Here is a 12,316-nt window from a genome sequence, read left to right on the forward strand (position 1 = left end):
CGAAAAAGAACCAAGAAATTGTGTAAAAATAAAAAAGAACGGGTGACGAATCACCACGTTCTCTTTAGTCGTATGCACACGCGTACATGAAATACACAAGCATTATGAGCAATACTGCAGGAAAAAGGATATCTGCCATCGTAATTCACCCTTTCTTAACGCTCCTTTTATGTATACTTCCACTTTTGCCTAATCATTAATCTTCTTTTTTCGAAAATGATTTTCATGTTATAATTATTACCAATTAAGTATGGTTTGTTTTAAGTTCTCTATTTACAAGAGAGAACCTGATCAATCGCCTTCGCAACCCCATGATTTGTATTATTTTCAGTTACCCAATCAGCTTCTTCCCTCACAACTTCTTGTGCATTCCCCATTGCAACACCAATTCCTGCCTCACGAATCATCGCGAGATCATTTAAGCTATCGCCTACTGCCATCACGTGATCCATAGATAGATTCAACCACTTACATACTTTAAGCAGAGCTGCTGCCTTATTCACACCCGCTGGATTGATTTCGATATTGGTTGGACTAGAATTCGTGATCTCGAGTGCAGTATTACTCAACAATTCGTCCATTACGACCTGCCGAACTTCGTCATCCTGTATTTCAAATCCAAACTTAAGCCAATTATATGTATCAATTTCCTTATTGAATGGTCGCTGCGAATTGAATAAGCCTTGTGTTGTAGACGTCCAGAAATTGATATCGTGCTCGATTTTCAGTTTCCAAAGAGCTTTCACTATTTCATGATTAAGCGGGGTACTATCAACTAAGTTATATTCATGATCATAAATTTCTCCCCCATTCACTGTGATAATGTAAGAAGAACGGCCAAGTGCATCAGAAATGTCTCGACATGTAAAAAGGGAGCGCCCAGTGCTTAAGATGACATGAATGCCTTGTTCCCTTGCACGTTGAATCGCTTTTTCATTCTCAACTGATACTTCGCCATCATGATTTACAAGTGTACCGTCCATATCTAAAGCGATTAATCTAACATCTTTCATCATTTTATCCGATCCTTTCAAAGTTACTAAAAACTATAAATCCATGTCACTTATTGGTGAGCAAAGCCACTTAAATTTGCTTTTTGCGTTTGTACCGTGCGATTTATCACAAGATCTTTAACTCCCTTCATGATAAGCAAAAAGAGAACTTGAATCAACTTTTCAGGTATTTGAAGGTTCAACGTACAGCCCGTGGAATCAGTTGAAAGAAGACGCGAAAAGAGCGACCTTACGCAATTAAAAGATTTGGTTGCTCACCGGAATTGGTAAATCAGCCATAATATCTCTACTGATTTACTCCTGCTCTGTATTTTCCTTTTAGAGCTGACCTCCCATAATAAACTCTTTTCAATTGCACAATATATATTTATTGGTCGTATGTGAGGAGGTCATTTTTATGAGTAATAGCAAGGGGAATTTGAAATGGTGGCATTTATCATTAATGGGTATCGGTTGCACAATAGGGACAGGCTATTTTCTAGGGTCAAGCATCGGTATAAAGGTCACAGGGCCATCGATTGTATTCTCATTTATATTGGCAGCGATTGGAACTTATATCGTTTTTAGCCTACTAGCAAAAATGACTGCCGAAGATCCCCAAGAAGGATCCTTTTGTTACTATGCAAACAAAGCCTATGGTAGATGGGCAGGATTTAGCTGCGGTTGGAATTACTGGTGTTCAAATATTCTTATCATGGGAAGTCAATTAACAGCTCTCTCTATACTTTCACGTTTTTGGTTTCACAATGTCCCCCTATGGATTTTCGCAGCTGGATATGCGGTTCTTTCAATCTTTGTCGTTCTGTTGGGAACAAAGGGATTCGATAAAGTGGAAGATATATTTGCGGTTATCAAAACTGCCGCAATTATTATGTTTATTATTCTGGCTGGAGTCGCACTTTTCGGGTGGATCCATGGAGATGCTGAACAGCAAGGTTTACCTAATTCCACAAAAGAATTATTTCCAGAAGGTCCTATCGGTTTATGGTCATCCCTCATCTATGCTTTTTACGCTTATGGAGGTATTGAGGTAATCGGTCTATTGGCGATGCAGCTCAAAAATAAAGATGATGCTCCTAAGGCTGGGAAGGTCATGTTAATCTTGCTGATGGTCATCTATGTAATATCGTTAGGACTCGCCGTTATAATGGTTCCTCTTGATTCGTTTACGGACAAGGAAAGTCCATTTGTTACTGCTTTATCCGGCTATCATCTACCCTTCTTTCCCCATGTATTTAACGGCGCCATTATTATAGCTGGTTTTTCAACGATGACAGCGGCATTATTCGGAGTCACCAATCTTCTAGTAACATTGGCGAAAGACGGAGATGCCCCTTCCTTTTTTTCAAAGAAGATGAAAAGATATAAAGATTTGCCTCTTCCCTCATTAGGGCTCGGTGCTGCTGGGCTATTGGCTTCGGTTATTACTGCACTTTTAGTACCAGGTAAAATTTATGAGTATATTACCACTGCTGCTGGTATATTGCTTTTGTACAACTGGTTTTTTATTATCATTTCCGCCTTCAAAATCATTCAAATAAAATTATGGGATAAACTATTGTCATTTGTTGGGATTTTATTAATTATAGCTAGTATAAGTGGAACAATAATGGAAAAAGAGGTTCGTTTCGGATTTTACATTAGCGTAATTTTCGTAGTGATTATTGGTATCGTTTGTTTTATCATGAAAAAAGTGAGTTGGGATAAAACCAATCGCAAAGGAACACTGGGGAAACGAACCAAACTTTAATCAACAAACATTGTGCACTTTTTCATTTTTTTCTTACCATCATGTCCTATTTTGGGGCAATTCAGAATTGATGTTAGATTCTCTACCCCAAATCATTGCCAGAGGTTTATGAAGCTGCTGGAATTCATTTTGACTTTTCCGAACAAACAATCAAGAACCTGATGGCAGTTTTTAAAAGGGGAACTTGCCAAAATTAAATCTTAAGCCATCCATGTTTGAGTTGAGGAGCTGACGATTGGATCAGCTCCTCTTTTTCCTGTTTAATTAACAATATTTGTAATCTAACTGTCACGTATAACTGTATGGTTTTGAACAGAAATAAGGTATAATGAAATCATCAAACAGACGGGAGGGATTCCCTTGGGAAGTACTATCGGATTGGTGAACTAGCAGAACAAACAGGCCTCTCAAGACGTACAATTGACTATTATACGAATATCGGAATCCTAACCGCAGAGCGGACAGGTTCCAATTATCGAATTTATGAAGAGTCATCTATACCGCGCATCCAGATCATTCAACATTGCAAAAGCAATAATATGTCATTAGGTGAAATTAAAGTTTTATTAGAGCGATTCTGTGAAGATGAAGTATTTAATAAGGTAGAAATGATACTCGATAAGCTTAAAGAGATTGAAACCGAAATTATTGAATTAAACAGTCGATATCCAAACCTCAATGAGGACCAAAAGTGCTGGTTAAATCAAAAGATTAACCAGCAAACCATTTCAATCATGCAAGCAATTACGATTTTGATTACTTAGGAGGTGTAAGGGGCTGACTCTGTTCATTTGTCATCCCCCATATGGAAATATTTAATTTATTTATGGTCGCGGTACTCATCCTGCTTACTGCGTTTTTCGTAGCAGCAGAATTTGCAATTGTAAAGATACGTAAAACTAAAATTGATACATTGGCTGATGAAGGAAACCAAAATGCGAAAGCGGTTCAAAAAATACTTGGAAACCTTGATGGCTATTTGTCTGCGTGTCAATTAGGGATTACAATTACAGCACTCGGACTTGGATGGCTTGGTGAACCTACAGTCGAAGACCTGTTACATCCTGTATTTGAGAATTTCGAGTTATCAGAAACCGTTGCTACGACCTTATCTTTTGCGATTGCTTTTTCAGCGATCACCTTCTTGCATGTCGTACTTGGGGAATTAGCACCTAAATCTGTTGCAATACAAAAAGCGGAAACCGTTAGCTTAATGTTAGCAAAGCCATTAATATTCTTTAATAGAATTATGTTTCCTTTTATTTGGACGTTGAATGGTGCAGCACGGATTTTAGTAAAAATGTTCGGGTTACCTCCTGCTAATGAACACGAAGCCGCTCACTCCGAAGAAGAGCTTCGAATGATTTTGTCTGAAAGCTATAAAAAAGGTGAGATAAACCAAGCTGAGATGGAATTCGTCAACAATGTATTCGAGTTCGATGAGAAAATGGCGAAGGAAATCATGGTACCACGAACTGAAATGTTGTGTTTATTTTTAGAAGATTCATTTGATGAAAACCTTTCAATCATGAAAGAGGAAAAATACACCAGATACCCTGTAGCGGATGATGACAAGGACAGAATCCTTGGCGTCGTTAACGTGAAAGAAATCTTTAATGACTATATTAGTGATAAACATAAACCGCTAGAGGAATATGTCCGCCCTGTTGCTCATGTAAGTGAGACAGCACCGATTAAGGAACTGTTAAGGAAATTGCAGAAATCAAGAAGTCATATGGCGATTGTGGTCGATGAATACGGTGGAACTGCTGGTCTTTTAACGGTGGAGGATATTATTGAAGAGCTTGTTGGTGAAATTCAAGACGAGTTCGATATTGATGAGAAACCGATGTTCCAAAAGGTTAGTAAAGACAAAACCATTGTTGATGCTAAAGTATTAATTTCCGAAGTAAACGAAATGCTTGGAACAGAAATTGATAATTCCGATATTGATACAATTGGCGGGTGGGTTCTTTCTGAAAAAATGGAAGCCGAAAAGGGTACAATGATTGAAAAAGGCGGATTTCAATTCACAGTTACCGAAAACGACGGTCACCAAATTAAAGAACTTGAAATTCAAAAGCTAAACGAAGCAAAAGGAACGGGTTAAACCTCGTTCCTTTTTTCCTTATCCCAGCTTTCCAGCTCATCGGTTTCCAATATCCCTAATGTGACATCCCCAATGTCTGAGTCCTCTAATAACATTTCCTTTACTTTGAACTTTATATCATCAGCATCAGCAAGAGAAAAGCCTTTCCTGAGCTCTATATAACTCTCAACGTGATACTTTCTCCCTTCTTGAAGAACGCGCATATCGTAAATATCGACCACATCTGTATGGGAGAGTATCATGTCAGCGACACGATCAACAACGACCTTGGGAGCTGTCACACCAATCAGTCCAATCGTGTTTTCATATCCAATTTTCAATGCTATACCTATTAATAATAACCCAATTAACAACGTCCCAACTCCATCCAAGAGGTAGAACCCTGTTAAGTAAGACAACACAACCGATACGAGCGCAAGGAAAGCACCGAATGTTGCAATGATATCCTCATAAAAAACCAATCTGGTTGGCGGGGCAGCAAGTGAGACAGCTTTCATAGCACCCTTAAATATACCCAATCCGCTTGCTTCCGTTCGTGTTTCCTTAATAATCTCTTTGGAAGCTTTAATAAGTACGTATCCATCAATGATAATCGCAATAAGCAGAATACCCACGTTCAACCATATATTTGAGGATGGTTTAGGGTGCATAATTAGCTCCCAACCCTTGATAATCGTTTCATACGCCATAATCGAAACGACAACCACAGCAACTAGAACAAAAAGGTTTACAACCCTACCAAAGCCCGTGGGAAAACGTTTGGTAGGTTCTTTTTCAGCAAGTGCGCTCCCAAAAAAGACGAATCCTTGGTTTGTTGCATCAGCAGCGGAATGCAGTGTAGTGGCAAGCATCGTTCCACTTCCACTAATTCCTGCTGCAATACCTTTTATTATCGCTAAGATTGTATTCCCAGCGGCTGCTATACCTGATGATTTATTGCCTTTTCTAAGTAGTTTTATCAATGACATCATCTCACCCGACCCATTAGAAGTTAATCTCATTATCACCAAGTGAGAGGTGCAGTATTCAATACAATAGGTGTGTTGTATTTAGCATTGATATTAATCATTAATAAATTGAACAGCCCACGCCATAGTTGCCGTGAGCTGCCCATTACCCTATCTTCCCTTTTCTTTATCTTGTCTTTGTCGATAGAACTCATGGAACAATTTCATCAGTGCCCGTTTTTCGATTCGGGAGACATAGCTTCTTGATATACCAAGGTCTTTAGCGATCTCCCTTTGGGTCCGTTCTTTTTCCATATCGAGGCCGAACCGACCGACGACGACCTCTTTTTCCCTCTCATCAAGGATGTGGATATGCTCGTAAATCTGTTTCTTTTCCATTTTTAATTGGATTGTATCGACAATGTCATCTAGGTCGGCTTTTAATACGTCAATCAAGGAAATCTCGTTCCCTTCTTTATCTGTACCGATCGGGTCTTGTAAGGAGACGTCCTTCTTCGTTTTCTTGATTGCTCGTAGGTGCATTAGAATTTCATTTTCGATACATCTAGCAGCATAGGTTGCAAGCTTCGTTCCCTTTCCTCTCGAGTAGCTTTCAATCGCTTTTATTAACCCAATTGTTCCAATGGAAATTAAATCCTCGTTGTCCTCACCTGTATTTTCGAATTTCTTACAAATATGGGCGACGAGTCTTAAGTTATGTTCAATTAATCGATTTCTTGCCTCCTGACTACCTTCAGCCATTTCCTTTAAGTATCTTTTTTCTTCTTCTGATGAAAGGGGTTGTGGGAAAGCATTGTTCTTTACGTAGGAAACAAAGAACATCAATTCTTTAAAAAAGTAAGCCAGTGCTGCGATAATACTCGACACACCATCACCTCCATTGGCAACTATCACACATACTTAATCCTATGAAGGAATGGGCTTGGTTGTGTCTGTACCTATTTTAAAAATTGAAATCAGTAGTGATGGCCAGCTACTTACTTACCTACTTACTTCTACTCCAGGTAGTTCTACTTTCTGTAATATATTTTTCTTAAATTCATTTAATGCGATATCGGTATCAATCGTATAACCACATTCGAGACCGACATAACCGTCGAAACCCGCTTCCTTAATCGATCTGAGGATGTTTACATAATTCAGTTCACCAGTCCCTGGTTGTTTTCTTCCCGGGTTATCGGCAATATGATAGTGACTGATCCGATCTTTGTAATTCGTTGCATTACGTATGACATTTCCTTCTGTAATTTGTTGATGATAGACATCAAATACTAGTCTTACATTCGGACTGCCGACTTGATCGATGATCGAAACAGCTTCATCGGAGTACTGAATGAAATGGCCTTTGTGGTCCACAAGCCCGTTCAATGGTTCGACTTCTAAGGTCACCCCAGCTTCTTCACAAAGGAAGGCACACTGTTTTAATGTTTCCACCATCGCTTGCTGTTGTACTTCACGAGGGACATTTTCAATTACATTTCCTGTTTGTGTTATGATTGATTTTGTTCCCAGTTTATCACATGCATCTATAGTCTCTTTCAAACCTTGTAAATATTCCTCTCTTTTGCTTGAATCAACAAGGTTGAAATATCGGGTACAAGTTGCAATGATGCCCACCCCGATACGCTCTTGTTCCTTTGCAACAATATCGACGTCAAGCTGTTCCCATCCATAGTATTCCAATCCGTGAAACCCATGTTCTTTTACTTTTTCAAGGTGATAAAGAATATCCTTATCGGGATAGGCTCCTATGCATAGTGAATATTTCATAGTCGTGACATCTCCTTTAAAGATACAGATTTTCCAGTTTCGGCTGATTCGTTAGCGGCAATTGTTATTTCATGTGTTTTTACCGAATCCTTGTAGTCTGATAATATATTCGTTGGATCCCCGGTACGAACTGCGTTAATAAATACTTCATCCTCTACAAAATAAGGATTTTTCAATTCCTTATACTCCGAAATCAGATTCGGACCTATTTCCTTCAGTCCAGCGCTTGAAATTTCCAACACTCCTAGATCAGTATAAATATCAAGTCCAACTTTATGACCTACAGGCGACAAACATGTATTTGAAATCGTTGCAACCATCCCGTTATTGAGCTTCATTGTCACCGTTCCCACATCATACACAGTTGTCCCTTCCACTTTTTCATGCATAACCCGTTGGCTGCAAGCTGTATACACTTCGTCGACTTCACCGCATAGGTACCTTAACAGATCCACAATGTGTGTCGTTTGTTCAATAAATTGGCCACCGGATCCATCTTTTTTTCTCCACCACGGTACCATCGGCATTCCTCCCATCCAATAACCAAGCGCCATTCCGCTTTTTCGATCGGAAAGTAAAGACGATGCTCTTTGGACACCTTCAAGGTATCTCCAATGATACCCGACAGATGTAATGAGCTTTTTGGATTCAATTTTCTTAACAATTTCATTTGGTTTTCTTTTGTCAATGGCCAACGGTTTTTCAACAAGGAATGGAATTCCCCTTTCGATAACCGCATTTTCGGGTGCTCCATGTGCCATAGGCGGAACGCAAATGTACACCGCATCCAACGTGGTGTCATCAAGCATTTCATCAACATCCGTATATGCTTTCGCCTCTGTCCATTGTTGTGCCTCTTTCTCCGCTCTTGTCAAGTCAATATCACAGAAAGCGGTGACCTCAGCACCCTCGATGGTCGCCAAATTATTCAAATGAGCTTTTGCAATCCCGCCTGTTCCAATAAAACCGATTTTCATTGTCATGATTTTTTCCTCCTATTATGGCTTACAATTGGACCTGAGTTGTCTTGCTATTTTTATAATAGATAAAAGATTCGGAATATAGTAGGATAAAAATAACTTATCAATAGGAGATTTAGAACATTTCGCGGGGTGAAGAAATGCATCAAACCCTTTTTCTCAATACACCGGATGAAGATCAGTCCATTCCGATTTTTTTATATTCTATTGGATCTCACAACCAAACCTATGTAAACAGATCGGTAGGGTTCTCAGTTCACCAGGTCTTTTTATCTAGTAGTGGAAAAGGTGTGTTTCGATTATTTGGAATGGAAGAATTTGAATTGGGTGCCGGGGAAGCCATCGTCATCCCGGCTGGTATCCCCCACGAATATTTTCCTGCTTCAAAAAAACCGTGGACACTTGGATATGTCGGGTTTGGGGGGGCTGCTTCAAAATCGCTCTTAGACTCACTTCAATTCAATAAGCCAAAGGTCTTTCAGGTAAGGTCTTTTTCAACAGCATGGGAATATATTGAAAGGATTTGGAATATTGTCAATTTTAATGGTTCGGATGCACAATGGGCAGCATCATCCAACTTGTATACCTTTCTTTTGAATTTGCGAAAGTTGACAAAATCGAAACCCGAACAGACAAAAAAAGCTGGAAACATTTTTGCAAATGAAAATATCCAAAAGGTTGTGGAATTAATTCAAGAGCACTATGCAGAACAATTGCAAATTTCTAACTTATCCAGTATCGCGGGGTATACACCGCAGCATTTTACAAGGCTCTTCCGAAGAATTTACGGTCAAACACCCCGTGATTATTTAGAATCTTTCCGCTTTGAGAAAGCCGTTTTTTTACTCGAAGAAAATCCAGAAATGCCTATACAAGAAGTAGCCGCAAGAGTTGGAATAGAATACAGCTATTTTATAAGAGTGTTCAAAAAGAAATATCAGGTAACACCTGGAACATATAAAAAAGGTGGATGAATTAATATTTGTTATTGATAAGTCGTATATGTTTTAATCCTTTACAATTAGTTCTGATAAATAGTCAATTATAGAAAATCCCGAATAATGGACTTTCTGATAGGTGTCCATCATTCGAGATAAAGTTCAATCTTTTCTAAACTGGTTGTTTTTTATTCAATTGTGCAACATTCTATTTGATGATGAAACAGTCCAAATTATTTAGCTCAATTATTAAGAAAGTAAATCGATTACTTTCTTATCCTTCAATAAAAGCAAACGGTGGCGTCCCCGTTTGCTTTTATTTAACGAAATTAAACGTCTTTATTCTTAAAATAAATTTAAATACTGTGCTGATTTATCGTGTGCCTCATCCATTAGCTTGCGGACGCGCTGATCGTTTTCGACCGATAGAGCATCGCGATTGGAACGGACCTTTTTAAAAACAGCCAGAATGAATATGTGAAATGGCATCATATTGAATCACCTCTTTTTATCTTAACTTCCTTTCAGGTCGTATCTTTCTCCGTTACCATCCAATCAAGAAATACTTTTCCTGAAAAACCTCTTATCATTTTCTTCTACCTTCCTTCGTAAGAGTTGTGGTTACATCATGTGCATGTAATAAAATGCTTTATCACGTGAATCATTATAGAATTGCTCAACTTGTTGTTTTTGTTCGAGCTTTTCGTATGTCATCTCGCTTTTGAAAACATTTTTGACGATTGTTAAAATAAATAAGTGCATCGGCATCATAGTGGAAACCCTCCTTTCTATGATGATTATTTGTGGGGTACTTCCAGCTTTTGCCAACGTTTTGTTTCCTGAAAAAGTTTTATCATTCGTCTTCCTCCTTTCAATTTCATCCATAATAAAAACGCCACGGGCACACTTACCTACCCATGGCGTTAACACCTAACTAAGAATTATATCTAGATTTAGGCATAAGAAAGCCACAGGCAGTCGTCGGCCTGTGGCGTTTTTAACAGGTTTAGTTAAATCGGTTAAAACGCAGTCTCATTGACGGCCGAACTACATATTTGATTTAGTTGTTGGTTGGATTTTAGTTGAATGAATTTCATCATTTTGTTCGACCTCCTTATGTTATTATTAACCTTCGATGCTAATTATATCCACAATCATCTCAAATGTAAACCCCAAACTGTTAAATTAGTTGATTTTTTCTGAAAATGGGGTTTTTACCTATTCAGAAATTTTTTCATAACATAAGTGCAAAAGAAAAGAGACGCTCGTTAAAGCCTCTCCTTAGAAATCTATGATTCTTCCTTTACTATCTTTTTCCAGATGGTAATTTTACGATAAAAGAACAGTGCAATCCCTATTGAGCAATAGCTGACCGCTAATAGGACAATCTGATCCATCCCCTCTTTTCCTTCAAAAGGGATGATGCTACCGATATATAAAAAGGCACTTAATGAAAGAAGCATAAAGCTGAATCGTTTGTAATCCGCAATTTTAATTTTTAAATCATTAATCATTGCTTTTGACATATTTGCCCACCCCTTTACCGCATTTTAACACGGATAATGGTTGAGAATAAGGAGTTTAGCAAACTACCGGATGTTTCCAATGTATTATCCCGTTCTTCCATATAACTTCTAAATGGTCCGTTCCTTAATCCTCCAAGGCTTGTTTCAAGTCTTCAATAAGATCTTCTGCATCTTCAATACCGACAGAAATTCGAATTAGACCATCTGTAATCCCTAACTCATTACGACGATCCTTTGGTATAGATGCATGCGTCATACGTGCTGGGGCGGAAATTAGGCTTTCCACTGCACCGAGGCTTTCTGCTAGAGTGAAATAACGGATCTTGCTCAGGACTTGGTCGGCACGTTCTACACTGCCGACATCGAACGAAATCATCCCTCCAAATCCATCAGATTGACGTTTGGCAAGCTCGTGACCTGGATGGGATTGTAACCCAGGATAATAAATTTTAGTAACAGCAGGATGCCCTTCAAGGAATTCAGCGATCTGCTTCGTATTGCTCTCGGTCGCTTCCATTCGAAGTCCCAACGTTTTAATACCACGAATCAAGAGCCATGAATCCTGGGGCCCAAGAATAGCTCCAGCGGAGTTTTGAATGAAATGCAGCTCTTCCGCAAGCTTTTTAGAATTCACAACTGCTAACCCTGCTACAACATCACTATGCCCTCCGATATATTTTGTAGCACTATGCAACACAATATCTGCCCCATGCGTGATTGGTGTTTGCCAGTATGGTGTGTTAAACGTATTGTCAACAATTAATAGGAGATCATGCTTCTTGGCTATCTTAGAAGCACCATCAATGTCGGTTACTTTTAATAATGGATTTGTTGGTGTTTCTACATAAATCGCTTTTGTATTGTCCTGGATTGCTGATTCAATATTATCAAGATTACTTGTATCTACAAATGTAGAATCTAATCCAATCCGGTTCAATACTTTGGATACAAGACGATACGTACCGCCGTATACATCATCAGTAAAAATAACGTGGTCCCCAGAGTTGAACATCATCATAATCGAATTGATTGCCGCCATCCCTGAACCGAAGGCAAAACCTGCTTCGCCTTCCTCTAGGTCTTTGATTAATTCTTCCAGTGCATGACGTGTCGGGTTTCCTGTCCGTGAGTATTCATACCCTTTGAAGTTTCCTACGCTTTCTTGCTTATACGTACTTACTTGATAAATCGGTGTTGTAACTGCACCAGTGAGTTCGTCACCAACGATGCCACCGTGAATCATTTTTGTTTTACGCTTCAT

General features: G+C 38.8%; 13 protein-coding genes. 4 read left to right on the top strand and 9 right to left on the bottom strand.

The window, feature by feature from the left end:
- Positions 1 to 269: 269 nt before the first annotated feature.
- Positions 270 to 1,016 (bottom strand): Cof-type HAD-IIB family hydrolase, encoded by a 747-nt coding sequence (locus NON16_RS00930; RefSeq protein WP_257346143.1) that lies wholly within the window; start codon positions 1,014 to 1,016, stop codon positions 270 to 272.
- A gap of 394 nt (positions 1,017 to 1,410) precedes the next feature.
- Between NON16_RS00930 and NON16_RS00935 the strand changes: the two genes are divergently transcribed.
- From NON16_RS00935 to NON16_RS00945, 3 genes are all read left to right on the top strand, one after another.
- Positions 1,411 to 2,763: an amino acid permease gene (locus NON16_RS00935; RefSeq protein ID WP_257346146.1), complete on the top strand. Its 1,353-nt coding sequence runs from the start codon at positions 1,411 to 1,413 to the stop codon at positions 2,761 to 2,763.
- 377 nt (positions 2,764 to 3,140) lie between these two features.
- Positions 3,141 to 3,527: a MerR family transcriptional regulator gene (locus tag NON16_RS00940; RefSeq protein ID WP_257346632.1), complete on the top strand. Its 387-nt coding sequence runs from the start codon at positions 3,141 to 3,143 to the stop codon at positions 3,525 to 3,527.
- A 41-nt stretch (positions 3,528 to 3,568) separates the two neighbouring features.
- On the top strand, positions 3,569 to 4,873 hold the full coding sequence (locus tag NON16_RS00945; RefSeq protein ID WP_257346149.1) for a hemolysin family protein: 1,305 nt from the start codon (positions 3,569 to 3,571) through the stop codon (positions 4,871 to 4,873).
- On the opposite strand, the gene NON16_RS00950 is transcribed toward NON16_RS00945, so the two are convergent.
- The 4 genes from NON16_RS00950 to NON16_RS00965 all read right to left on the bottom strand — a co-directional run bounded on the left by NON16_RS00950 (position 4,870) and on the right by NON16_RS00965 (position 8,594).
- Complete coding sequence (locus NON16_RS00950) at positions 4,870 to 5,841, bottom strand: cation diffusion facilitator family transporter (protein WP_257346634.1); 972 nt, start codon at positions 5,839 to 5,841, stop codon at positions 4,870 to 4,872. The two genes, NON16_RS00945 and NON16_RS00950, sit on opposite strands and share 4 nt — an antisense overlap.
- A gap of 150 nt (positions 5,842 to 5,991) precedes the next feature.
- A complete protein-coding gene (gene sigK, locus NON16_RS00955; RefSeq protein ID WP_257346151.1) occupies positions 5,992 to 6,708 on the bottom strand; it encodes an RNA polymerase sporulation sigma factor SigK in 717 nt (238 codons plus the stop codon).
- A gap of 114 nt (positions 6,709 to 6,822) precedes the next feature.
- Entirely contained in the window at positions 6,823 to 7,611 is a 789-nt protein-coding gene (locus tag NON16_RS00960; protein ID WP_257346154.1) for a TIM barrel protein, read from the bottom strand.
- Entirely contained in the window at positions 7,608 to 8,594 is a 987-nt protein-coding gene (locus NON16_RS00965) for a Gfo/Idh/MocA family protein (RefSeq protein ID WP_257346157.1), read from the bottom strand. The genes NON16_RS00960 and NON16_RS00965 overlap by 4 nt, the downstream gene beginning before the upstream one ends.
- A gap of 137 nt (positions 8,595 to 8,731) precedes the next feature.
- Here NON16_RS00965 and NON16_RS00970 point away from each other — a divergent pair, with 137 nt between their 5' ends.
- A complete protein-coding gene (locus tag NON16_RS00970) occupies positions 8,732 to 9,565 on the top strand; it encodes an AraC family transcriptional regulator (RefSeq protein WP_257346161.1) in 834 nt (277 codons plus the stop codon).
- A gap of 309 nt (positions 9,566 to 9,874) precedes the next feature.
- Here NON16_RS00970 and NON16_RS00975 read toward each other — a convergent pair whose 3' ends face one another.
- The 4 genes from NON16_RS00975 to NON16_RS00990 form a co-directional block, all read right to left on the bottom strand.
- Positions 9,875 to 10,021, bottom strand: a complete 147-nt coding sequence (locus NON16_RS00975; protein ID WP_257346164.1) for a hypothetical protein — start codon at positions 10,019 to 10,021, stop codon at positions 9,875 to 9,877.
- A 129-nt stretch (positions 10,022 to 10,150) separates the two neighbouring features.
- Positions 10,151 to 10,300 (bottom strand): YrzI family small protein, encoded by a 150-nt coding sequence (locus NON16_RS00980; protein WP_257346168.1) that lies wholly within the window; start codon positions 10,298 to 10,300, stop codon positions 10,151 to 10,153.
- Positions 10,301 to 10,818: 518 nt separating this feature from the next.
- Entirely contained in the window at positions 10,819 to 11,055 is a 237-nt protein-coding gene (locus NON16_RS00985) for a YrhC family protein (RefSeq protein WP_257346169.1), read from the bottom strand.
- Between the two features lie 124 nt (positions 11,056 to 11,179).
- Positions 11,180 to 12,316, bottom strand: coding sequence for a bifunctional cystathionine gamma-lyase/homocysteine desulfhydrase (locus NON16_RS00990; RefSeq protein WP_257346171.1), 1,137 nt, complete (start codon positions 12,314 to 12,316; stop codon positions 11,180 to 11,182).

Origin of the sequence: Pseudalkalibacillus decolorationis, from assembly GCF_024609785.1 — a bacterium.
GTDB lineage: Bacteria > Bacillota > Bacilli > Bacillales > Fictibacillaceae > Pseudalkalibacillus > Pseudalkalibacillus decolorationis.

Bases quoted from the DNA above. Each gene is read 5' to 3' on its own strand.
- NON16_RS00930 (WP_257346143.1), bottom strand. From the start codon at position 1,016: ATGATGAAAGATGTTAGATTAATCGCTTTAGATATGGACGGTACACTT.
- NON16_RS00935 (WP_257346146.1), top strand. From the start codon at position 1,411: ATGAGTAATAGCAAGGGGAATTTGAAATGGTGGCATTTATCATTAATG.
- NON16_RS00945 (WP_257346149.1), top strand. From the start codon at position 3,569: ATGGAAATATTTAATTTATTTATGGTCGCGGTACTCATCCTGCTTACT.
- NON16_RS00950 (WP_257346634.1), bottom strand. From the start codon at position 5,841: ATGTCATTGATAAAACTACTTAGAAAAGGCAATAAATCATCAGGTATA.
- NON16_RS00960 (WP_257346154.1), bottom strand. From the start codon at position 7,611: ATGAAATATTCACTATGCATAGGAGCCTATCCCGATAAGGATATTCTT.
- NON16_RS00965 (WP_257346157.1), bottom strand. From the start codon at position 8,594: ATGACAATGAAAATCGGTTTTATTGGAACAGGCGGGATTGCAAAAGCT.
- NON16_RS00970 (WP_257346161.1), top strand. From the start codon at position 8,732: ATGCATCAAACCCTTTTTCTCAATACACCGGATGAAGATCAGTCCATT.
- NON16_RS00975 (WP_257346164.1), bottom strand. From the start codon at position 10,021: ATGATGCCATTTCACATATTCATTCTGGCTGTTTTTAAAAAGGTCCGT.
- NON16_RS00980 (WP_257346168.1), bottom strand. From the start codon at position 10,300: ATGATGCCGATGCACTTATTTATTTTAACAATCGTCAAAAATGTTTTC.
- NON16_RS00985 (WP_257346169.1), bottom strand. From the start codon at position 11,055: ATGTCAAAAGCAATGATTAATGATTTAAAAATTAAAATTGCGGATTAC.
- NON16_RS00990 (WP_257346171.1), bottom strand. From the start codon at position 12,316: ATGAAGCGTAAAACAAAAATGATTCACGGTGGCATCGTTGGTGACGAA.